The following is a 22511-nucleotide window of genomic DNA, read 5'->3' on the forward strand; positions in this document are numbered from 1 at the left end:
CGTGCAGTAGTGACACCGGTCGCGGCACAGCTTGGTGACCGGGATGAACACCTTCGGCGAGTACGTCACCACCCCGGGCCGACCCGCCGCGAGCAGGCCGGCGTCGCGCACCCTCGCCGCCACGGCACCCAGCCGGTCCAGGTCCGCACCGGTGGCGGCGAGCAGGACCGTCGCCTCCGCCACGTCCAGGGCGGCGCCACGCTCGACGCGCGCCAGAGCGCGCCGTACCTGCTGGGGTGTGGGCTGCTGGCTCATCGTCGTCAGGCTAGTCCCGGACCGGTCGGTTGCACCGCTCGGCCCGGGAGTCGGACGCTTCTCAGCCGACCGGGACCGGTTCCTGCTCCGGTGCCGGCTCCGCCGGCTCGACCGGCGGTTTGCGGTCCAGCGCGCTGGGCCACCAGATCTTCCCGCCGAGGTCGAGGTTGATCGCGGTGACCAGCACCGACCGGACGATGATCGTGTCGAGGATGACGCCGAGCGCGACCGCCGTGCCGAGCTCCGCCAGGAACACCAGCGGCAGCGACCCGAGCACCGCGAACGTAGCCGCGAGCACCAGGCCCGCCGACGTGATCACGCCACCGGTGGCCCGCAGGGCCACCAGGCTGCCCTGCCGGGTGCCCCGGACCTGCGTCTCCTCGCGCACCCGGGTCATCAGGAAGATGTTGTAGTCGATGCCCAGGGCGACCAGGAAGGTGAACACGAACAGGGGGAACGACGCGTCCGCGTGCTTGAAGCCCTCTCCCTCGGCGAACAGGTGCGGGTAGACGCCGTGGAACAGCAGTGTCGAGATGCCCAGTGCGGAGCCGAAGGACAAGATCACGGTGGCGATCAGGATCACCGGCGACAACACCGCCCGCAGCAGCAGCATCAGGATGAGCATCACCACGACCAGGACGACCGGGATGATCACCAGGTTGTCGCGGTGCGAGGCCTCCTGGATGTCGAGGTAGAGCGCCGACGTGCCGCCCACCTGCGCGTCCGCGCCGGGCACCGCATGCACCGCGTCACGGAGGTCGCGGACCACGTCGAACGCGGCCTGAGCGGCGACGTCACCGGAGACCGGGACCGTGATGAGGGCGGTGCCGTCCTGCGGCGGGATGTCGGTGTCGGGGTCGCCGGCACCCGGCACGGTCTTCACCGCGGCGGCCACGGCCTGGGCCTGGTCGGCGTTCGCGACGATCATGATCGGGCTCGAGGTGTCGACCATGCCGTGCTCCTCGAGCAGCCGCTGGCCCTTCACCGACTCGAACTCCTTGGTGTACTGGTCGGTCGAGCTCAGGCCACCGGTGTCGAGCTTGAACAGGCCGAGGCAGGCGATCAGGAGCACCACGGCGGTGCCCACCCAGATCACCCGAGGACGCGGGGCGATGGCCCGGCCGACCTTCGACCACAGGCCCGACGCCGTGGGCTCGGGAGAGCCGAACGTCGGGCGCTTGGGCCAGAACATCCAGCGGCCGAAGATCACCAGCCAGGCCGGCAGCACGGTGAGCATCACCAGCAGGGTCACGCCGACGCCGATGGCGAGGACGGGGCCGAGCCCGGCGGTCGAGTTCATCTCCGCCAGGGTCAGGCAGAGCATGCCGACCGCGACGGTCGCGGCGCTCGCGATGATCGCCGGCGCGGCCCGGTGCAGCGCGAAGGCCATCGCCTCGTGTCGGTCCTCGTGGCGACGGAGCTCTTCTCGGTATCTCGCGACCAGGAGGAGGGCGTAGTCGGTGCCGGCGCCGACGACCAGCACGGTGAGGATGCCCTGGCTCTGGCCGTTGACGGTGAGATCGGCGTACTTGGCGAGCAGGTAGACGAGGCCCTGGGAGATCTCGAGCGCACAGATCGCGGAGAGGATCGGGACGATCCACAGCAGCGGGCTGCGGTAGGTGAACAGCAGGATGAGGATGACGACGCCGAGGGTCGCGTAGAGCAGGGTGCCGTCGATGCCGGCGAACGCCTCCGCGGAGTCGGCCGCCTGGCCGCCCTGGCCGGCGATGTCGACGTCGACCCCGTCGATCGCGGCGATGTCGCGCAGCTCGTCGGCGGTGTCCGGCAGGTCGTTCCAGCCGTTCTTGCCGAAGTTGTAGGTGACGACGATCTGCGCGACCTCGCGGTCGTCGGAGATGATCGGCCCCTGCGCCTCGCCGACCACGCCGTCCATCGCGGAGATGTCGGGGAGCTGCGCCGTGATCGCGGCGAGATCGTTCTGGGTCAGGCCACCGCTGCGGTGGTAGACCACGACCGTGGGGATGTCGTTCTGGTCCTGGAAGGGCGCGAGCCGGTCGAGGGCCTTCGTCGACTCGGCGCTGGCGGGCAGCCAGGACGAGGCCTCGTTGTTCTGGACGCCGGTCAGCTTGGCGCCCAGGATCGCCATCGGGACGAAGATCAGGATGGCGACGACGGCCACGACCCACTTGGTCACGCGGTTGCTCAACTTGCCGGCGATCTCACGGTGCATGGGGCGACTCTTCCAGGGACGGGGGGCGTGCGGCATCGGGGTTTTCCCTGATCGACCTCCCCAGCATGGCGGACTCATCGGTCACGAGGAGGGCGAACCGGGCGGTCCGGTGCGACACACATCTCAGAATCCGGGTCCACGATGACGGTTGAGACGCGGCCAGGTGCGGTATATACCCGCCGTGGTGGGGACCGTAGTCGTCGAACGCCGACTGGCGTCCGAGGCGTCCAGCGTCGGTGAGGCGAGGCGCGTGCTGCGTCAGGCTGTGGCCGACGCGGACCTCGGCGACGGCGAGTGGATGGACGACGCGCTGGTCGCGATCAGCGAGATCGTCACCAACGCCCTGGTCCACGCCGGCACCCCCATCGTGCTCACGATCCGGGTCGACGACGCCGGCGTGCGCGTCGAGGTCGCGGACGGCAGCCCGCACCCGCCCCGCCCCCGGGGCTACGCCGTGACGGCCGGGACCGGCCGCGGACTGAGCCTGGTCGAGGAGCTGGTCCGCGCCTGGGGCTCGAAGCCCGCCGAACCCGGCAAGGTGGTGTGGTTCGAGCTGGGCACCACCTCGGCCGCCGAGGCCGCCGAGGCCGCCGAGGCCGCCGAGGCGTCCGTCTCCTCCGGGTTCTCCGTCGACGCCGACCCCCCTGAGCTCGACCTGGTCGACGTCGTCCTGCTCCAGGTCCCGCTCCTGACCCACGCCGCCTGGCAGGAGCACGCCGCCTCGCTGCTGCGCGAGTACCTGCTGGCCCAGCTCGACGACGAGGGCGACGACGTCAGCCTCTTCGCGGCGCACGCCGCGGCGGGTGACGCCATGTCGGTGCTGTTCGAGCAGATCCCGGCGCCGGACCTCGGGGACGACCCGGAGGCGATCATGGCCTCGGCGACCGAGCCGGCCGTCACCGAGGAGCGCCTCGTGCTCCGGATCCCGACCTCCGCGGCCGACAGCTTCCGCCGCCTCGACGAGGTGCTCGAGTCGGCGGCGGCTCTCTCGGACGAGGGCTCGTGGCTGACCGTCCCGACCCAGCCCGAGCTGCGCGAGCTGCGCCGCTGGCTGTGCAACCAGGTGCGCGCCCAGGCCGCGGGCGCCGACCCGGAGGCCTGGCAGGTCCCCGAGCACCTGCCCCCCCCGACCGCACCGCCGCTCGACTGGGACCCCTCCGAGATCACCGACTCGGCCCGCGCGGTCGTCGCCGCCGACGACTCCGACCGGATCGTGGCGATCAGTGCGTCGGCGCTCGAGCTGCTCGGGTACGACGACGCAGCCTCGCTCATCGGACAGCGACTGCTCTCGATCATCCCGTGGCGCTTCCACCAGGCCCACCTGGCGGGCTTCACCATGCACCTGACGAACGGCCGGTCCCTGCTGCTCGACCGCCCCGTCACCGTGCCGGTCCTGCGCCAGGACGGGGTCGAGCAGCTCGTCGACGTCACCATCAGGTCGATCCGGATGCCGCACGGGCGACACCTCTTCACCGCCGAGATCGAGCGGCGCCACTAGACACCGCTCAGGCCGCGCGCTTCCGCTCCCAGTGGGCGCAGGCCACCATCACCAGCCCCGCCAGCGCGATGCCGCAGATCGCGTCGATGACGTAGTGCTCGGCGAAGTAGACGAGCGCGAGCGACATGGCCACGGGGTAGAGCAGCAGCAGCCAGCGCCAGGCCGAACGCAGCTTCCACACGCCGTAGAACGCCACCAGGCAGGCGATCCCGCAGTGCAGCGACGGCATCGCGGCGACCTGGTTGCCCATCCCGAACATGACCATCGTCTGGCGGTGCAGGTCGAATCCGTGGAATTCCAGGGTGGACCAGCCCCGGCTGGTGATGCGGTGCACCTCGGGCAGGTAGCCGTCGCGCGCCGCCATCCACGGTGGCGCCATCGGGTAGACGACGTAGACGGTCAGCCCCGCGAACAGCAGGGTGATGTAGCGGCGCATCCAGCGCGTCCACTCCGGCCGGTTGCGCACCCACAGCACCCCGGCGAGGGTCAGCGCGACCAGGAAGTGCGAGGCGTAGACGGTCGTCAGGAGGACGTCGTACCAGTGCGGCGGGAGGGTGCGCACGCACGGCTCCCCGCACCAGGCGTGCTGGGTCGCGACGGTCGGTGCCGTGCCGCCTCCCCAGAGACGACTCAGCCACTCGTCGACGCGGATCGGCATCTCGTAGTGCACCGGGACGCCGATGCCGTCGGCGAGACCGCGGCCGAGCCAGTAGGCGACGATCAGCAGGAGCGGCTTCCACCAGTCGCGCCAGAAGCCGAGGTGGTCGCGGGCCGGGGCCTCGACGTCCCAGGCGATCGTGCCGAACCAGATCCACAGGATCACGCCGGCCGGGTCGTTGGGGATGCCGACCAACCAGCTCCAGCCGAGCAGCAGGACGGCGTACACCGTCAGCGCACGGGCGCGCGCGGACCGGCTCGTCCCGGGCGGGGCGGTCGCCAGGGTCACGGCTCGTTGCTCCGGTAGATCGTGAAGTCACCGGTCGTCGTCACCGGCGTGTAGTCGCGGTGGAGGTACGTGTCGGCGGAGGTGGCGTCGACGCCCCAGGTCCCCAGCGAGGTGCCGGCGACCACGAGCCAGGTCGGCCGGTCCGGGCCGGCGAGCAGGGCGGTCAGGTGCACCAGGTCGGGGTCGTGGACCCGGACCGGCAGGCTCCACAGGTCGGGGTAGGGGCTGCGCAGCCCGGTCGCCTCCAAGATGTTGGCACCTCCGAACGCGACCACCGCGGTGTCGCCGGGCCGGGCGTGCGCGTCGAGGTAGGCGATGACCGGCTTCTCGGGCCGGTCGATCGGGTGCACGCCGACCCAGACCAGGGTGATCGCCGTCGAGGCCGCGGCGGCGCCGTACGCGACCATGAGCGGGATGCGACCGGTCCGCGGCCGCTGCGCAGCCGCGGCGGCGAGCAGCACCAGGCCGGGGACCAGGCCCATCAGGTAGTGCAGCCAGTAGCTGCCGCCGCCGAGCACCACGGCGACCTCTCCGGCGAGGACGGCAGCGGCGGGCCAGCGCAGGTCGGGGGTCTCGGTGGTGGGGCGGCCCAGTGCCCGGACCAGGACGGCGGCGACCAGGGGCGCGCCGCTGAGCACCAGGGCGACCAGGAGGCCGCCGAGCCGCGCACCCGTCGAGCCGGTCGCGGAGCTCGCGATCACGGCCGCCGCCTGCTGCCGGAAGACCACGACGGCGTCCCACAGGTCGCCGGGGTCGGTGCCGCGCAGGTACGCCGCCCAGGTCGTCACCGCCACGACCGCCAGGGCCCCGCAGGCGACACCGAGCAGAGGCCGGGCCCGCCGCTGGACCAGCGCCAGGACGGCCACGAGGACGAAGACGTCGACCAGGCTCTGCTTGACCAGCGCGCCGCTCGCGCCGGCAGCGCCGGCGACCACGCCCCAGAGGAGCGCGGACCGCGGGCGCGCGGCCCGCATCGCGCGGATCGCCGCGGCCGAGCCGCCGACGAGGAAGGGCAGTCCGAACAGCTCGCCGTCGACCACGGTCCCGCCGAAGAGCGGGGTGGCGGCGAGGATCGCGGCGGTCGCCGCCGCCAGCACAGGTGCCAGGCGCCCCGGCGCCGCGGCGCGGCCCACCGCTCCTGCGAGCAGCACGGTCGCGACGACGGCCAGGATGCCGAGCGACCGCAGCGCCCAGGCGCTCCCGCCCAGCTGATCGGCCAGCTGGTCGGCCAGCGAGAAGAGCGCGACCAGCATCGGCGGGCGGTCGACGAAGTAGTCGCCGTACAACGACGAGCCGGGCGACCACTGCCCGGCCAGGATCAGCAGGCCGCCCTCGTCCGGGCTCAGGTCGCGGCCGGCGAACGGCAGCCACACGACACCGGCGGCCAGGGCTAGTACGGCGACCCGGGACCAGGTCGACCGCAGCACCTGCCGACCCTAGCAACCCCGGGACGGGTCAGCCGTAGAGGCGGTCCAGGACGTCGGAGTACTTGGTGTTCACGACCCGGCGCTTGAGCTTGAGGGTGGGGGTGAGCTCCTCGGACTCGGCCGTCCACTCGACGCCGAGGAGCTCGAACGACTTCACCTGCTCGGGCCGCGACAGCCGTTCGTTCGCGGCGTCGACCGCCGCCTGGGCGATCGCCACGATCTCGGGCTTCTGGGCCAGGTCGGCCAGGTCGGTGAACTCGAGGCCCAGCTGCTCGGCCACGAGCGGGGCGATCTCGCCGTCGAGGGTGAGGATCGCGACGACGTACGGGCGGCCGTCGCCGATCGCCATCGCGTGGCCGATGATCGGGGACTCCTTGAGGAGGTTCTCGATGTTCGACGGGGCGATGTTCTTGCCCTGCGAGGTGATGATCAGCTCCTTCTTGCGATCGACGATCGCGAAGAAGCCGTCCTCGTCGAGGGTGCCGATGTCGCCGGTGTGCACCCAGCCGTCCTCGTCGATGAGCGCGCGGGTGGCGTCCTCCTGGAGGTGGTAGCCCGGGGTGGTGACCGGCCCGCGGACCAGCACCTCGCCGTCCTCGGCCAGCTTCACCTCCATGCCGGGCGTCGCCCGGCCGACGGTGCCGAGCTTGAACCCGCCCGGTCCGTTGGCGGTGATGGCTCCGCACGTCTCGGTCATCCCGTAGACGTCGAAGACCTTGATGCCGAGCCCGGCCATGAACTTGGCGACGTCGAGCGGCATCGGTGCGGCCGCGGAGCCGGCCCAGGTCACCTGGTCGAGCCCGAGCAGCAGCTTGAGCAGCCCGAGGATCTGCTCCTCGGCCGCCTGGTAGGCCGCCTCGATCTCGGGCGTCATCTCGCGCCCGACCTCCTGGGCCTCGACCCAGGCGAGCCCGGCCGCCATGGCGTTCTGGACCATCGTGACGTTGTCCGGGTTCGGGTCGGCGGCGAGCTTGGCGGAGAGGCCGGTCTTGATCTTCTCCCAGACCCGCGGCACCCCGAAGAAGCCGGTGGGGTGCACCTCGCCGAGTGCCGCGAGCAGCTGGCTCGGGTCGCCGATCGAGTGCATGTGGCTGCCCTGGATCTGGGGACCGTAGAGACCGAGGATCCGCTCGGCGATGTGGGCCAGCGGCAGGTAGCTGATGCCGGTCATCGGGTCCACCAGGCCGGCGGCCTCCTGGCTGCCGATCGCCTCGAAGAGCACGTTGCGGTGGGTCAGCACCACGCCCTTGGGGTTGCCGGTGGTGCCCGACGTGTAGAGGATCGTCGCCGGCGAGTCCGGGGTGACCGCGGCCGCGCGGGCGGCGAGCTCGTCGCCGTGCGCGGCGCGGTACGCCGCGCCGGCCGCGACCAGCTCGTCCCAGCTGCGGAACCGGCCGCCACCTGGGTTCGCGTCGGCGTCGAGCACGACGACGGCGCGGATGCTTCCGGTCGCGTCGAGGGCCTTGCCCCAACGGGTGAGGTGGTCGGCGTTCTCGACGACGACCACGGCCGGCTCCGCGTGCCCGGCGACGTAGGCGACCTGCTCGGTGGAGAGCGTGTTGTAGATCGACATCGGCGTCGCGCCGGCGTGCACCGCGCCGATGTCGGCCAGGAAGTGCTCGTTGCGGTTGGTGGCCATGATCGCGACGGTGTCGCCGACCCCGACTCCCAGCTCGACCAGCCCGGCGGCCACGTCGAGCGCGAGCTCGCGGGTCTGCGCCCAGGTCAGCGTGCGCCAGGACTCACCCTCCGGCACGTGGTGCTTGTCGGAGTACGCCGGGGAGTCGCCGTAGGCGGCCACCGTGTCGGCCAGGGCGTGGATCATCGTCCGGCCGGCGATCTCCTCGTCGAGACGAGCCCGCTCGGCCAGGACGTCGGTGCTGCTCATCGGGTCTCTCCTCAGATGCCGAGGCTGCGGCCGATGATCTCTTTCTGGATCTCGGTCGTGCCGCCGTAGATGGTCTGGATCCGGCTGTCGACGAACGCCTTGGCGATCGGGTACTCCATCATGTAGCCGTAGCCACCGTGCAGCTGGACGCCGCGGTCCACGATCTTCGTCTGGAGCTCGGTTGTCCACCACTTCGCCATCGAGGCGAGCGCGGTGTCGACCTCGCCGGCGTTCAGCTTGGTGACGCAGTCGTTGACGAAGACCCGGGCGATGTGGGTCTCGGTCGCCATCTCGGCGAGCATGAAGCGGGTGTTCTGGAACTTGCCGATCGGCTTGCCGAAGGCCTCGCGCTCCTTCGCGTACGACAGGCACAGCGAGAGCACGTGCTCACAGGCGGCGACCGCCATCGCGGCGATCGAGATCCGCTCCTGGGGCAGGTTCATCATCAGCGAGATGAAGCCGGAGCCCTCCTCGCCGAGGAGGTTCTCCTTCGGCACCTCGACGTTGTCGAAGAAGAGCTCGGCGGTGTCCTGCGCCTTCATGCCGACCTTGTCGAGGTTGCGGCCGCGCTCGAAGCCCGCCATGCCGCGCTCGACGACGAGGAGGCTGATGCCCTGGTGGCCGGCGTCCGGGTTGGTCCGGCAGACGACGATGACGAGGTCGGACAGGATGCCGTTGCTGATGAACGTCTTGGAGCCGTTCAGCACGTAGTGATCGCCCTTGTCGACGGCGCTGGTGCGGATGCCCTGGAGGTCGCTGCCCGCGCCCGGCTCGGTCATCGCGATCGCGGAGATCAGCTCGCCGCTGACCAGCCCCGGCAGCCAGCGGGCCTTCTGCTCGTCGGTCCCGAGCTGGCTGATGTAGGGGACGATGATGTCGGTGTGCACCGGGAAGCCGGGCCCGCTCGCGCCGACCCGGCACATCTCCTCGGCGACGACCATGTTGTAGCGGAAGTCCTTGACCCCGGCGCCGCCGTACTGCTCGTCGACGTCGAAGCAGAGCAGCCCCTGCTCGCCGGCCTTCGTCCACACCTCGCGGCTGACCTGCCCGTCCTTCTCCCACTGCTCGTGGTGGGGGACGACCTCCTTCTCCAGGAAGGCGCGGACCGTACGGCGGAAGTCCTCGTGCTCCTGCTCGAGGATGGACGGTGCGTCGGGCATGCGGGACCTCCGAGTCGATGACAGGTGCAGGAACACTGTGACAGCAACACTGTCAACGTTCAAGGTGCGGTGGACCCATGAGCGCCCACCTCAGGAGACGAGCTCCTTGAGGTGCGCGATGGTGGCGGCGGGGTCGGCGGAGGCGGGGATGACCTGGAGGTTGGTGACGCCGGCCTCGGCGAAGGCGGCGATCCGCTCCTTCACGTAGGACTCGGGTCCGACGAGGTTGCCGAGCTCGAGGAGCTCCATCGGGACCTTCGTCTCGGCGTCGCGCTTGTGGCCGTCGAGGTAGAGGTCCTGGATCTCCTTGGCCTCCTTCTCGAAGCCGTACTGGACCATCAGCTCGTTGTAGAAGTTCTTGCCTCGAGCACCCATGCCGCCGACGTAGAGCGCGACGGTCGGGCGGGCGAAGTCGAGCAGGCCCTTCACGTCGTCGCCGATGGCGACCATGCCGCCGGCACTGGTCTGCAAAGGACCGAGGTCCGGGGAGCGGCGGGCCCTGCCGGCAGCCAGCGCGTCGCCCCAGACGTCGTTGGCCTTCTCGGGGACGAACAGGAAGGGCAGCCAGCCGTCGGCGCACTCGGCGGTCATCTCGACGTTCTTGGCGCCGAGGGCCGCGACGTAGAGCGGGATCTCGGAGCGCTCGGGCTTGGTGAGGAGCTTGAGCGGCTTGCCGAGGCCGAGGCCCTGGTCGGCGGGGAGAGGGAGCTTGTAGATGCCGTCGTGGACGAGCGGCTCGCGGCGCAGGCCCATCCGGAGGATCTCGATCATCTCGCGGGTGCGGCCCAGCGGCTTGTCGTACGGCAGGCCGTGGAAGCCCTCGATCACCTGCGGGCCGGACGCGCCGAGCCCGATGATCGCGCGTCCACCCGAAACGTTGTCGAGGCCGGCGGCGGTCTGCAGCATCGCGCCCGGGGTGCGGGAGTAGACATTGAGGATCGCGGCACCGATCTCGATCGTCTCGGTCTTCGCGGCCAGGTAACCCATCAGGGTCGGGGAATCGAAGCCGTACGGCTCCGCGACCCAGATCGTGTCGAGACCCGCCTTCTCGAGAGCGCTGACCTGGTCGGCCGCGTCGCGCGGGTTGCCGGAGTACTGGAGCATCGTCGAGAGCTTCATCGTGACAGCATAACTGTCACGATCTTGATGCGCCCTGTGACGTCAGCCCCGCCCGTGCCAGCTGTCCCAGAGCGCGGCGTAGGAGCCGCCGGCCGCGACCAGCTCGTCGTGCGAGCCGAGCTCGGAGATCCGGCCGTCCTCGACGACCGCGACCCGGTCGGCGTCGTGGGCCGAGAAGAGCCGGTGCGCGATCGCGATGACCGTGCGGCCCTCGAGGACGGCGGCCAGCGAGCGCTCGAGGTGCCGGGCCGCGCGCGGGTCGATCAGGGAGGTGGCCTCGTCGAGGACCAGCGTGTGCGGGTCGGCGAGCACCAGCCGGGCGAGCGCGATCTGCTGCGCCTGCGGAGCCGAGACCGGTCGCCCGCCGGAGCCGACCACCGTGTCGAGCCCGTCGGGCAAGGCGTCGACCCAGTCCAGCGCGTCGACCGCGTCGAGGGCGCTTCGGATCGCCGCGTCGTCCGAGCCCGGCCGGCCGAGCACGACGTTCTCGCGCAGCGTGCCGACGAAGACGTGGTGCTCCTGGGTCACCAGCGCGACGTGGCCGCGCAGCTCGTCGAGCGGCAGCTCGACCAGGCCGACGCCGCCGACCGCCACGGACCCGGTGCGCGGCGGGTGGATGCCGGCCAGCAGCCGGCCGAGGGTGGACTTGCCGGCGCCCGACGGGCCGACCATGGCGATCCGCTCGCCGACGCCGACCGCCAGATCGACGCCGTGCAGGACGTCGCGCCCCTCGACGTACGAGAAGCGCACGTCGTGGGCGTCGATGTTCTCGCCCTGCGGGCGGCGGCCGCTGACCTCGCGGTCGTCGGGCACCTGGGCGACCCCGAGCAGGCGGGCCAGCGAGGCGGCGCCGAGCTGGAGCTCGTCGAGGATGGAGACGATCCGGTCGACCGGGTCGATCAGCATCTGCACGTAGAGCGTGGCCGCGGTGACGTCGCCGAGCGAGACCTGGCCCTCGGTGTAGAGGTAGCCACCGAAGACCAGGGTCGCGACGGTGGGGATCAGGTAGGCGATCTCCATGTTCGGGAAGAACACCGTGCGCAGGAAGAGCGTGTAGCGCTCCGCGAGGTAGGACTTCTCGATGTCGTCGTCGACCGCGCGGATCCGCTCGTCGCCGAGGCCGAGCGCCTCGACGGTGCGGGCGCCCTCGACGGTCTCGGTGAGCGTCGCGTTGATCTGCGAGTACGTCGCACTCTCGCGCAGGTAGCCGTCCTTGGCGCGGTTGAGGTACCACCGCAGCCCGATCACCAGCGGCGGGACACCGAGCAGGCACGGCAGCGCGACCCACCAGCCGACCGTGATCGCGGCGACGAACGTGACGATCGCGGTGACGACGGCAATGGTCCACTCGGGCAGCGCCATCCGCACCGACCAGCCGAGCTGGTCGACGTCGCGGCTGGTGCGGGTCAGCAGGTCACCGGAGCCTGCGGACTCCACGACACCGACCGGGAGCGCGAGCGTGTTGCCGACGAAGTCCTCGCGCAGCTCGGCCAGCACCTGCTCGCCGAGCACCTGGCTGATGTAGCGGGCGTAGCGCGTCAGCACGGTCTGCACGACGAGGAAGCCGGCCAGCACCGCGACGATGGTGTCGACGTGGCCGACGGTGGTGCCGGTCTCCACGGCCTGCACCAGGTCGCCGAGCAGGCGCGGCGCGGCCAGGGCGGAGAGGGCCGCGAGGATGTGCAGCACGAGGGCGCCGTACAGCATCTTCGGGTGGCGGCGGGCGATGGAGACGGCGTAGCGGCGTACGGCGCGCGAGTCGGCGACGGGCAGGTGGGTGCTCATCGACCGACGACCATCGCGGGCTCCGGGTCGGACTCGCGGGTGACGACCCGGCGGTAGTCGGTGTTCGTCTCGAGCAGGTCGGCGTGGGTGCCGGTCGCGACGACGCGGCCCGCGCGCAGGAAGGCGACCTCGTCGGCGCCGTCGAGCATCAGCGGGCTGCTGGTGGTGACGACGGTGGTCCGACCCGCGCGGTGGTCGCGGAGGCGGGCGGCGATCCGGGCCTCGGTGTGGGCGTCGACGGCCGAGGTCGGCTCCACGAGCACCAGGATCTCGGGGTCGGCGGTGAGGGCCCGGGCGAGCACGAGGCGCTGGCGCTGGCCGCCCGAGAAGCTGCGGCCGCGCTCGGCGACGAGCTCGTCGAGGCCGGCGGGCAGCGCTTCGAGGATGTCGGCCGCCGAGGCCGTGTCGAGGGCGCGCGTGACGTCGCCGTGGCCGGTGATGTCGAGCCGGTCGCCGAGCCGGCCGGAGAAGAACAGCGAGGCCGTGTCGGACACCACGATCCGGCGCCGCACCTCGACCGGGGACAGCGAGGTCAGCGGGACGCCGCCCAGGAGGACGTCGTCGTCGACCTCGCCGGCGGCCAGGCCGAGGCGGTCGGCGAGCTCGGCGGACTCGTCGGGCTGCTCGCCGACGATCGCGGTGAGGACACCGGTCCGCACGCGCAGGCCGCTGCGCTCGTCGTACAGCTCGGCGCCGACCGGCGGCGACGGGGCGAGGACGGCCGGCTCGGTGACGTCGGGGTCGAGCGCCATCACCCGGCACACGCGGACCGCCGCGACCCGGGCGCGGATGACCTTGTTGGCGTACTCGGTCGCGGTGCGCAGCGGGATCATCAGGAACGCGGAGTAGCCGTAGAACGCGACCAGCTCGCCGGGCGTGATCGTGCCCTCGACGGCGTAGCGCGCGCCGAGCCAGACCACGATCACCACGAACGTGCCGGGCAGGAGCACCTGGAGCGCGTCGAGGACGGACTGGAGTCGGGCGACCTGGACGCCGGCCTGGCGGGTCTCCTGCGACTCGCGGCGGTAGCGGTCGTGGAAGACCTGCTCGCCGCCGATGCCGCGCAGCACCCGGAGGCCGCCGACGATGTCGCTGGCGGTGTTGGAGAGCTGGCCCATCAGGTGGCGCTGGTGGGCGGCGCGCTTCTGCAGCGGGCCGAGCAGCGGGGCGACGCCGAGCATCAGCAGCGGGACACCGATCAGCACGACGAGGCCGAGCGTGACCGAGGTGTGCAGCAGGATCACCGCGACCAGGACGAACGACACGATGGCGCCGGCGAAGCGGGCCGAGACGTCCATGAGCTGGCCGAGGTGGGAGAGGTCGTTGGTGCCGATCGCGACGACCTCGCCGGTCGAGACCTTGCGCGGCAGGGTGCCGCCCAGGCGGACCGTCTGGTGGGTGACCAGCTGGACGGTGCGGTACGCCGTGATCAGCCAGTTGGTGACCGCGAACCGGTGCCGCATGATCCCGCTGGCCGCCTGGACCAGGCCGATCGCGAAGAGGATCGCGGCCCACCTGTAGAGCTCGCCGCGGTCCCTGTCGGCGATGCCGAGGTCGATCGCGCGCCCGATGACCGCGGGCATCACGGCCTGGGCGGACATCCAGATGATGCCGAAGAACATGCCGCCGAGCAGGGTGACCCACTGGCCCTTCGCGAGCCACCACAGGAACCGCCCCGGCGACCTGTGGTCGGCGGTGCCGGGGTGGTCGAGGGGCAGGTGGCGCACCCTCCAACGTTACGGAGGCGCGGTGCGCGCGAGCGAATCCTTTTCGCGGTGACGGCAGTCACCCGGAGTCGTTAGTGTCAGCCGCCGCCGGACACCGTCGAGAGCGCTCCGCAGGAGCCGCGGGCGAACGTGAGCGCGTCGGCCGCGCCGGGGATGCTCATCCGCAGCGTGATCTGTCCGGGCTTCCCGTCGAGGTGGACGCCGACCTTGAAGGCGGTCGCGCCTCCCGACTCGAGGAAGGCGTGGTCGTCGCAGCGGTTCGGCTTGATCGGCAGGTCGATGCGCTGTGGCTCGTCCGTGCCGCGGACCGTGACGTCGGGTCTCCACACGTCGCTGCCGACCGGCGCGAGGACCGGGGTGCCCGAGACGGTGTCGATGGTCAGGGTCGGGCCCGGCCGGCCCGTGGGCCGGACGACCAGCGTCAGGGTGCCGGGGCTGCCCTCCTTCCCGTCGTACGGGACCTCGTCGTCCCAGGAGAGGTGGGCGACACGGGCGATCGCGAGCTCGGTGCAGCGGGCCCGGGTGAAGCGGCCGGCGACGTCGGTCGAGTCCTCGACCGGGATCGTCCTCACGGTGTCGCCGTAGGTGATGGTCACGGTCCCGCGGCCGGCCGGGTGGTCGCACGCGGGCCGGTCCGGCAGGTAGAGCGGGAAGCCGCGCTCCGACTGCGAGGGGATCGCGCGCAGGCGGGTGCCGGGGAGGGCGCCGCGATAGCGGGGGTCGCGGTAGACGATGCGGGTCGGCACGATCTCGCCGGCGGTGTCGTTGTCGACCCAGACCTCCATCCGCCCGGCGGCCGCGTCGCGCGACGACTGGCGCATGTCGGCCTCGATCCTCCCGGTCGGCGGCGGCTCCGGCGGGAGCGGGATCGGCGTCAGCGTCCGGATCGACGGGCTGGGCTCGGGCGCGGCCGAGCCGTCGGCGCTCGGGGTCGCGTCGTCGCTGGAGCAGCCGGTGAGCAGCACCAGGGCGGCCGTGACGGCGACGGCGCCCCGGAGCAGGTCACTCGGCACGGTGGATCAGCGAGCGCGGGTAGACCACCAGCAGCCCCGTGAGGACCGTGGCGATCGTGGCCCCGGCGACCAGCGCCCAGGTGAGGTCGACCACGACGTCGAAGATCAGCGTGACCATGCCGGTGACGAGGAGGGCGATGCAGGTGAGGACGCCGTACACGAACTTGTGCGCGGACTCGACCAGCCGCTCCTTCACGTGCCGCCCGGACAGCAGACGGTGGATCGCCACCGGGCCCATGACCAGCGCGGTGGTGAGGGCGGCGAGCGCGACGAGCACGAGGTAGAGGGCGATCGCGAAGTCGTCGAGGTCGCCGAAGGTGGACTGGAAGGGGAGCGTCAGCAGGAAGCCGGCCGTGAGCTGGGCGCCGGTCTGCATGACGCGGAGCTCCTGGAGCAGGTCGTCCCACTTGCGGTCGAGACGCTCCTCCTTGGTCTCGTCCCGGCTGTCCTCGTCACCCATGGCGACATTCTGGACCACGGTCAGCCGGCGAGGCCCTCCGTCACCTCGGCGCCGGGGATCTCGCCGACCAGCCGGCCGGGGACGAGCAGCTTGGAGCGGCGTACGCCGGACCCGATGACCGCGACCTCGATGTCGAGCACCCGGGAGTCGACCAGCAGCCGCCACCCGGCGGGCAGCCCGATGGGGGTGATCCCGCCGTACTCCATGCCGGTGTCCTCGACCGCCCGGTCCATCGAGAGGAAGGACGCCTTGCGGACGTCGAGGGTGCGCTTGACCAGGTTGTTGACGTCGGCACGGGTGTCGGCACGCACGACGCAGGCGGCGACCCGTTCTTCGCCGTCGCGGCGGCCGCCCACCACCACGCAGTTCGCGCCGGTCTCGAGCGACAGGTCGTAGGCCTCCGACATCGCCGCGGTGTCGGCGATCGCGGGGTCGATCTCGACCACGCCGACCTCGCCCGCGCGTGACCAGGCGCGCAGCGCCGCCGCCACGGGCTCGGCGAGCAGGTCGGGTCGGTCGAGGGCGGGGACGGTCACCAGGGTGCCGAGGGAGGGCGTGGTCATGCCTTCATCCTGACGTCCAGCGTGCGTGCGCTGGTCACCCGGGGTTCACGTCGCTTCCGCCGCAGGGACACCGGCCCGGGCTGTGCTGGTCGCATGTTGCAGCAGCTGCCCGAGCCGCTCGTCATCGCCCACCGCGGAGCCTCCGGCTACCGCCCCGAGCACACCCTCGCGTCGTATCGCCTGGCGATCGCGCTCGGTGCCGACTACATCGAGCCCGACCTGGTCTCGACCCGCGACGGCGTCCTCGTCGCGCGGCACGAGAACGAGATCAGCCGGACGACGGACGTCGCCGGCCGCGGCGAGTTCGCGAACCGGATGACGACCAAGCTGGTCGACGGCCGCGACCGCAGCGGGTGGTTCACCGAGGACTTCACGCTCGCGGAGCTCAAGACGCTGCGCGCCGTCGAGCGACTGCCCGAGCTGCGGCCGCGCAACACGAGGTACGACGGGCGCTACGACGTCCCGACGTTCGACGAGATCCTGCGCCTCGTCGAGGAGGAGTCGGTCCGGCTCGACCGCTCCGTCGGCGTGTACCCGGAGACCAAGCACCCGTCGTACTTCGCCGAGCTCGGGCTGGCGCTGGAGGAGCCGCTGCTCTCCTCGCTCAGCCGGCACGGTCTCGACGGGCCCAGCTCGCCGGTCTTCATCCAGTCCTTCGAGCCGGGCAACCTGCAGTGGCTCCGGCCGCGCACCCGGCTGCCGCTGGTGCAGCTGGTGTGCGACACCGGGCGGGTCGACCTGGTGACCTCCACCGGGCTGCGTCGGGTCGCGACGTACGCCGACGCGGTCGGTGTCGCCAAGGGCCTGGTGATCCCCCTGCATCCCGACACGGGCACGATCGGCGACGCGTCGTCCGTGGTCGCCGACGCGCACGCCGTCGGCCTGCGGGTGCACGTGTGGACGCTGCGCGACGAGAACCACTACCTGCCCAACGGCTATCGCCGCGGGACGGATCCCGCGGCGACCGGTGACTCGATCGAGGAGGCGCAGGCCTTCCTCGACGCCGGGGTGGACGGCATCTTCACCGACCACCCCGACACGACGCTCGAAGCGCGCCGCCTTCACACCTCCGGCATCAGGACCCACGCCACGACGTAGGCGAGGGCGATGGTGCCGAAGCTGAAGATGGCCCCGAGCACCGTCAGCAGGCGGACGACCGTGACGTCGACACCGAGGTAGGCGGCCAGGCCGGAGCAGACGCCCGCGACCATCCGGTCGTCGCGGTAGCGCACCAGCTGCTTGGTGGTGGGGTGGGACTGGGTGTTCATCGGTTCTCCTCGGAGCTGTCGGGGGCACCGGGCTCGGTCTCGAGCACGGTGGTGGTGTCGGTGGTGCCGACCCATCCGGTCCTGCTGGTCTCGGTCGTGCCGACCCAGCCGGTCTGCCGGGTGCTCCAGCGCTTGCTGCCCGAGAGGCCTACGGCGAGCAACCCGGCCAGGCCGGCCAGGACCCACGGGACGGGGAGCAGCCAGCGCACGTCGCCGTCGCCGACGACGTCGCCCTGGATCAGGGCCCACACGCCGACCAGGCCGAGGAACGCGATCCCCATGACCAGGTGGCCGACGTTGACGGGGTGCCGCCCGGTGGGGCGCTCGTCCGTGGTGGAGGTGGCGGGGTGGTTCATCGGTGCACCTCGATCTGCCCGACACTCAGCTGGGCGTTGATGATGATCTCCGGGTCCTTGTCGAACCCGCTGTAGTCGCTCTGCGAGATGCCGATCCCACCGTGCTCGCCGCCGAACAGCTCGATGTTGCCGGGGCCGTTGACGTCGGCGTTGACGCTGGCCGCGAGGCCGCGGGGCAGGATCACCTCGAGGTGGCCGAAGTCGGCGTCCAGGTCGACGACGCGGCCGTCCAGGGCTTCGAGGTCGGACACGTTGCGCAGGTCGAGCACGATCTCGCCGGCGTCGACGTGGTAGCTGTCGTCGACCGCGGCCGCCGAGGTCGGGGTCGGGCTCAGCGCCTCGCCGTCCCAGCGGTTCGCGGCGGTCGCGCCCACCAGGGCGACGGTCGCGACCAGGCCGACCAGGACGATGCCGCCGGCCCGGCCGAAGAACGCGCCGACCAGCAGCATCACGCCGCAGATGGCCACGGCGAGGGCCGGGTAGGCCGGGTCTGCCACGCCGGCGCCGGCCAGGTCGGCGATGCCGAGGGTCCCCTCGGCGAGCGCGATGAGGGCAAGGGTGAACCAGAAGAGGATCGGGCCACGCTTGCGCGGGTTCGGCACCTTGTAGGAGATCGGTGCCGGGGGAGCGACGTAGGTCGGCGGCTGCGGCGGGTAGTGGTAGGCCGGCGGCGGAGCCGCGGCGTACGGGTTCGCCGGCGCGGGCGCGGCCGGTGCGTACGTCTGGCTGTAGCCGGGCGGGTAGGTGGGCGCCGGCGGCACCGCGGCGTTCGGCGGGTTGTTGCGTGTCAGCAGCCAGAGGACGACCAGGGCGACGATCGCCACGGGCCACGGGAACCAGAAGGCTCCCCACGAGTCACCGACCAGCGCCAGCGCGGCGACCACGCCGACGATCACCAGCGCGACCGTGCGGGTGCGCTCGTCGAGGTTGATGGGTGCCTTGTCGTCACCGTCCTCGGGGACGAGCAGCCAGCAGGCGCCGTACACGATCAGGCCGGCACCACCGAAGAAGACGAGGACCACGAACGCGACGCGCAGGATGAGCGGGTCGACGTCGAGGTGGCGCCCGAGGCCACCGGCCACACCGGCGACCTTGCGGTCGGTCCGGGAGCGGCGCAGGCGGCCGAGGTCACGGACCTCGTCGCGGGTGACCCGCGGGCCGGTGTCCCCGGCGGGGTTCTGCGGCGGCGGGCCGGACGGAGCCTCGGGCGGTGTCGTGGTCATGGCATCAGCCTGCTCGCTCGCGGTCGCCGAAACCATCGGGGTCGCCCCTGATCCTGGGCCGGGGTACGGCCTCTCGTGGGTAGGGGCCGGTCAGGGTGCGGCCGGGGTCAGCCCTCATGGTCCGGGGTGCTCCGCTGTGTGACGATTGACCTCGACATGAGCAGCACCCGCGCCACCGCCGACGCAGGCGCGTCGGTCCCGAGGGGGAGCCGGCGTGCCTATCGCGACACGCAGGAGCCGATCCTCGGCGGCGTGGCCTCCGGGCTGGCCGTCCACCTCGGGTTCCCGGTGCTGTGGGTGCGCGCCGGCTTCGTGCTGGCGGCGTTCCTCGGCGGCTTCGGCGTCGTCTTCTACGCCGGGCTCTGGTGGCTGCTGCCGTCCGACTCCCACTTCGAGACGGCTGCCCCCGGCATCGAGAGCGCGACCCGGGGCGGCCGCCGTCCGGGGCGGATCCGTCGTCTCGGCGACGTCGGCCCGGCGATCGCGCTGGCCGCGCTCGGCATCGGCGCGATCCTGCTGCTCGAGGCCGTCCTCGGCCGCGGCGCGGTGTTCTGGCCGCTCGTCATCGGCGTCGTCGGCATCGCGCTGCTGTGGCGGCAGGCCGACGAGGCGCAGCGCGAGCGCTGGCTGGACACCACGGGCCGCGTCAACCCGATGCGGGTCGTGTTCGGCCACGGCGGCTGGGCGTCGTACGCCCGCGTCGCCGCCGGCGTCGGGCTGATCGTGCTGGCGCTGGCCCTCTACTCCGTGCACGGCCACTCGATCGGGATGGCCCGCGACGTCACCGTCGCGGCGCTGCTCACCGTGGCCGGTCTCGCGATCGTGATCGGGCCGTGGATCTACCGGCTCGCCTCCGACCTCAGCGACGAGCGAGCCGAGCGGGTGCGCACCCAGGAGCGCGCCGACGTGGCCGCGCACCTGCACGACTCGGTGCTCCAGACGCTGGCGCTGATCCAGAAGAACGCCGACGACGGGGCCACCGTCGCCCGCCTCGCCCGGGCCCAGGAGCGCGACCTCCGGTCGTGGCTGTACGCCGGCGAGTCGACCGACGAGCGCACCGTCGCCAGCGCCCTGCGCGGGGCCGCGGCCCGCGTCGAGGACGAGTACGGCGTGAGCGTCGACGTCGTCAACGTCGGGGACTGCGACCTCGACGAGGCGCTGCATCCGATCGTGCACGCCACGGGTGAGGCGGTCACCAACGCCGCCAAGCACGCGGGCACCGGCAAGGTCGACGTCTACGCCGAGGTCACCGACGCCGCCGTCGACGTCTTCATCCGCGACCGCGGTCGCGGCTTCGACCCCACGACCGTGCCCGGCGACCGGTACGGCGTACGCCACAGCATCGTGGACCGGATGCGCCGGCACGGTGGCTCGGCCGAGGTGCGGTCCGCGCCCGGTGAGGGGACCGAGGTGCGGCTGCACCTCGCCCGACAGGAGGAGAACGATGAGTGAGCAGCGCGGTCCCGTGAGCATCGTGATCGTCGACGACCACGCGATGTTCCGGCGTGGTGTCCGCGCCGAGCTCGAGGGCGTCGGTCAGGGTCTCGTCCAGATCCTCGCCGAGGCCGCCGACGTCGACGAGGCGGTCGCCGCGGTCACCGAGCACCACCCCCAGGTGGTGCTGCTCGACGTCCACCTCCCCGGTGGTGGAGGAGTGGAGGTGATGCGGCGGATGGCGATCGGCAACGCCTCGCCCGACACCCGCTACCTCGCGCTCAGCGTCAGCGACGCGGCCGAGGACGTGATCGGCACGATCCGCGGTGGCGCGCGCGGCTACGTCACCAAGACGATCACCGGCCCCGAGCTGGTGCAGGCGATCGGCCGGGTCTCCGAGGGTGACGCGGTGTTCTCGCCGCGGCTGGCCGGGTTCGTGCTCGACGCCTTCTCCGGCTCGATCGACGTGGCCGCGGTCGACGAGGACCTCGACCGGCTGACCGAGCGCGAGCGCGAGGTGATGCGCCTGATCGCCCGCGGCTACGCCTACAAGGAGGTCGCGAAGGAGCTCTTCATCTCCATCAAGACCGTCGAGACCCACATGTCGAGCGTGCTCCGCAAGCTCCAGCTCTCCTCCCGCCACGAGCTCACCCGCTGGGCTTCGGACCGCCGCCTGCTGTGAGCCGCCGTTTCGGACGGCGCGGCGCGGGTACGTAGCGCCGGTGACGACGACAGCCGACTCCGAGCTCGACAAGCACGGCCCCAGCGACCTGAAGCGGTCGATCACCGGGCGCCTGCTCTTCTTCTACGTCCTCGGTGACGTGCTGGGCTCCGGCATCTACGTCCTGATCGGACTGGTGGCGGGTGCCGTCGGCGGCGCCTTCTGGCTCGCCTTCGCGGTCGGGGTGACCGTCGCGACGATCACCGGACTCGCCTACGCGGAGCTGGTCACGAAGTACCCCCGCGCCGCCGGCGCCGCGCTCTACGTCAACAAGGCCTTCGGCAACCGGGCGCTGACCTTCCTGATGGCGGTCTGCATGCTCTCCGCATGCTTCGCGGCGGCCGGGTCGCTCGCGACCGGCTTCGCGGCGTACTTCGAGGAGATCTGGGCGCTGCCGCCCGCGCTGCTGGTGTCCTTGGCCTTCGTGCTGGGGCTCAGCATCATCAACTACGTCGGCATCACCGAGTCCGCCGTCGCCAACATGCTGATGACGTTCGTCGAGGTCGCCGGCCTCCTGATCATCATGGTGATCGGCGTCGTGTACGTCGCGCAGGGCAAGGCCGACTTCGGCACCCTCGGCCGGTTCCAGACCGACGACAACCCGGTGATCGCGGTCGTCGCGGGTGTCGCGCTCGCGTTCTTCGCCATGACCGGGTTCGAGAACGCCGCCAACGTGGCCGAGGAGACCGTCGACCCCCGTCGTACCTTCCCGCGCGCCCTGGTGGGAGGCATGGTGACCGCCGGCATCGTCTACGTCCTGGTCGCGATCACGGCAGCGCTCGTGGTGCCGATCAACACGCTCGCAAACAGCGACGCCGCCCTCCTCGAGGTCGTGAAGGCCGATGTCCTGGGCTTCCCGGTCGGGCTCATGACCACGCTCTTCGCGGCGATCGCCATGGTCGCGATCGCCAACACCACCCTCGTGTCGGTGGTCACCCAGTCGCGGATCCTGTACGGGATGGCCCGCGAGGACGTCGTCCCCGGTGCGTTCGCCAAGGTCCACTCCGGTCGCCGCAGCCCCTGGGTCGCGCTCTGCTTCGCCGGCCTCGTGGTCTGCTCGCTCCTGGTCGTCGGCGCCCTCCTCAACGAGGCCGGCATCGGGCTCGACGTCGTCGCCCGTCTCGCCACGGTGACCGTCGTGTTCACCCTGTTCATCTACGCGCTCGTGATCGTCTCCTGCCTCAAGCTCCGCGGCAGCGACGACGGCGACAGCTACCGCGCCCCGACCGGGCTCCTGGTGGCCGGGTTCGTCGGCAACCTCCTGCTGCTCGCCTACGTCGTCTACGACGACCCGCACTCCCTCATCTGGTGTGCGGCCCTGCTCGGGGTGGGCCTGGTGCTCTTCGTCGCCGAGAAGCTCTTCGGCACCCGCGACCGCTCGGTCGAGCAGGTACCCCACGTCGGTGGTTGAGGAAGGACGAAGTCCTGTCGCCCCCGGTGGTTGAGGAAGGACGAGGTCCTGTCGTCCCCGGTGGTT

19 protein-coding genes and 1 pseudogene are annotated in these 22511 nt (G+C 71.8%); 5 read left to right on the forward strand and 15 right to left on the reverse strand.

Annotated features, from left to right (window positions below):
- A pseudogene (gene fbiC, locus PD653B2_RS21340) lies at positions 1-255 on the reverse strand (7,8-didemethyl-8-hydroxy-5-deazariboflavin synthase); the annotation flags it as partial.
- Positions 256-316: 61 nt separating this feature from the next.
- Positions 317-2446: an MMPL family transporter gene (locus PD653B2_RS21345; protein WP_085874437.1), complete on the reverse strand. Its 2130-nt coding sequence runs from the start codon at positions 2444-2446 to the stop codon at positions 317-319.
- Positions 2447-2630: 184 nt separating this feature from the next.
- On the opposite strand from PD653B2_RS21345, the gene PD653B2_RS21350 reads away from it, so the two are divergent.
- Positions 2631-3944 carry an ATP-binding protein gene (locus PD653B2_RS21350; protein ID WP_278247467.1) on the forward strand — a complete coding sequence of 438 codons (1314 nt, stop codon included), beginning with the start codon at positions 2631-2633 and terminating at the stop codon, positions 3942-3944.
- Between the two features lie 7 nt (positions 3945-3951).
- Here PD653B2_RS21350 and PD653B2_RS21355 read toward each other — a convergent pair whose 3' ends face one another.
- From PD653B2_RS21355 to PD653B2_RS21400, 10 genes are all read right to left on the reverse strand, one after another.
- Positions 3952-4890 carry a phosphatase PAP2 family protein gene (locus PD653B2_RS21355; protein ID WP_085874439.1) on the reverse strand — a complete coding sequence of 313 codons (939 nt, stop codon included), beginning with the start codon at positions 4888-4890 and terminating at the stop codon, positions 3952-3954.
- Positions 4887-6317 (reverse strand): hypothetical protein, encoded by a 1431-nt coding sequence (locus tag PD653B2_RS21360; RefSeq protein ID WP_085874440.1) that lies wholly within the window; start codon positions 6315-6317, stop codon positions 4887-4889. The genes PD653B2_RS21355 and PD653B2_RS21360 overlap by 4 nt, the downstream gene beginning before the upstream one ends.
- A 28-nt stretch (positions 6318-6345) precedes the next feature.
- Complete coding sequence (locus PD653B2_RS21365) at positions 6346-8205, reverse strand: AMP-dependent synthetase/ligase (RefSeq protein WP_085874441.1); 1860 nt, start codon at positions 8203-8205, stop codon at positions 6346-6348.
- An 11-nt stretch (positions 8206-8216) separates the two neighbouring features.
- Positions 8217-9365: an acyl-CoA dehydrogenase family protein gene (locus tag PD653B2_RS21370; RefSeq protein WP_085874442.1), complete on the reverse strand. Its 1149-nt coding sequence runs from the start codon at positions 9363-9365 to the stop codon at positions 8217-8219.
- 90 nt (positions 9366-9455) lie between these two features.
- Entirely contained in the window at positions 9456-10484 is a 1029-nt protein-coding gene (locus tag PD653B2_RS21375) for an LLM class F420-dependent oxidoreductase (protein WP_085874443.1), read from the reverse strand.
- A gap of 42 nt (positions 10485-10526) precedes the next feature.
- The gene (locus PD653B2_RS21380) at positions 10527-12269 is read right to left on the reverse strand and encodes an ABC transporter ATP-binding protein (RefSeq protein ID WP_085874444.1); all 1743 of its coding nucleotides are present in this window, start codon (positions 12267-12269) and stop codon (positions 10527-10529) included.
- Positions 12266-13996, reverse strand: coding sequence for an ABC transporter ATP-binding protein (locus tag PD653B2_RS21385; RefSeq protein WP_207559388.1), 1731 nt, complete (start codon positions 13994-13996; stop codon positions 12266-12268). Before PD653B2_RS21385 ends, PD653B2_RS21380 begins: the two co-directional genes overlap by 4 nt.
- 77 nt (positions 13997-14073) lie before the next feature.
- Positions 14074-15009, reverse strand: coding sequence for a hypothetical protein (locus PD653B2_RS21390; RefSeq protein WP_085874445.1), 936 nt, complete (start codon positions 15007-15009; stop codon positions 14074-14076).
- A complete protein-coding gene (locus PD653B2_RS21395; protein ID WP_085874455.1) occupies positions 14999-15469 on the reverse strand; it encodes a DUF6328 family protein in 471 nt (156 codons plus the stop codon). The genes PD653B2_RS21390 and PD653B2_RS21395 overlap by 11 nt, the downstream gene beginning before the upstream one ends.
- Before the next feature lie 20 nt (positions 15470-15489).
- The gene (locus tag PD653B2_RS21400) at positions 15490-16032 is read right to left on the reverse strand and encodes a YbaK/EbsC family protein (protein ID WP_085874446.1); all 543 of its coding nucleotides are present in this window, start codon (positions 16030-16032) and stop codon (positions 15490-15492) included.
- Between the two features lie 93 nt (positions 16033-16125).
- Here PD653B2_RS21400 and PD653B2_RS21405 point away from each other — a divergent pair, with 93 nt between their 5' ends.
- On the forward strand, positions 16126-17130 hold the full coding sequence (locus tag PD653B2_RS21405; protein ID WP_085874447.1) for a glycerophosphodiester phosphodiesterase: 1005 nt from the start codon (positions 16126-16128) through the stop codon (positions 17128-17130).
- On the opposite strand, the gene PD653B2_RS21410 is transcribed toward PD653B2_RS21405, so the two are convergent.
- Genes PD653B2_RS21410 through PD653B2_RS21420 form a run of 3 tightly spaced genes read right to left on the reverse strand, consistent with a single transcriptional unit; the run spans position 17094 to position 18879 of the window.
- The gene (locus PD653B2_RS21410) at positions 17094-17300 is read right to left on the reverse strand and encodes a PspC domain-containing protein (RefSeq protein ID WP_085874448.1); all 207 of its coding nucleotides are present in this window, start codon (positions 17298-17300) and stop codon (positions 17094-17096) included. The two genes, PD653B2_RS21405 and PD653B2_RS21410, sit on opposite strands and share 37 nt — an antisense overlap.
- Positions 17297-17656 (reverse strand): hypothetical protein, encoded by a 360-nt coding sequence (locus tag PD653B2_RS21415; RefSeq protein WP_085874449.1) that lies wholly within the window; start codon positions 17654-17656, stop codon positions 17297-17299. Before PD653B2_RS21415 ends, PD653B2_RS21410 begins: the two co-directional genes overlap by 4 nt.
- Positions 17653-18879 (reverse strand): PspC domain-containing protein, encoded by a 1227-nt coding sequence (locus PD653B2_RS21420; protein WP_165763574.1) that lies wholly within the window; start codon positions 18877-18879, stop codon positions 17653-17655. The genes PD653B2_RS21415 and PD653B2_RS21420 overlap by 4 nt, the downstream gene beginning before the upstream one ends.
- Before the next feature lie 156 nt (positions 18880-19035).
- On the opposite strand from PD653B2_RS21420, the gene PD653B2_RS21425 reads away from it, so the two are divergent.
- Genes PD653B2_RS21425 through PD653B2_RS21435 form a run of 3 tightly spaced genes read left to right on the forward strand, consistent with a single transcriptional unit; the run spans position 19036 to position 22445 of the window.
- The gene (locus PD653B2_RS21425; RefSeq protein ID WP_085874451.1) at positions 19036-20331 is read left to right on the forward strand and encodes an ATP-binding protein; all 1296 of its coding nucleotides are present in this window, start codon (positions 19036-19038) and stop codon (positions 20329-20331) included.
- On the forward strand, positions 20324-20995 hold the full coding sequence (locus tag PD653B2_RS21430; protein ID WP_085874452.1) for a LuxR C-terminal-related transcriptional regulator: 672 nt from the start codon (positions 20324-20326) through the stop codon (positions 20993-20995). The genes PD653B2_RS21425 and PD653B2_RS21430 overlap by 8 nt, the downstream gene beginning before the upstream one ends.
- A 40-nt stretch (positions 20996-21035) precedes the next feature.
- A complete protein-coding gene (locus tag PD653B2_RS21435; RefSeq protein ID WP_085874453.1) occupies positions 21036-22445 on the forward strand; it encodes an APC family permease in 1410 nt (469 codons plus the stop codon).
- Positions 22446-22511: the final 66 nt, after the last annotated feature.

The organism is Nocardioides sp. PD653-B2 (assembly GCF_002117935.1).
In the GTDB taxonomy this organism is placed as follows: Bacteria; Actinomycetota; Actinomycetes; order Propionibacteriales; family Nocardioidaceae; genus Nocardioides.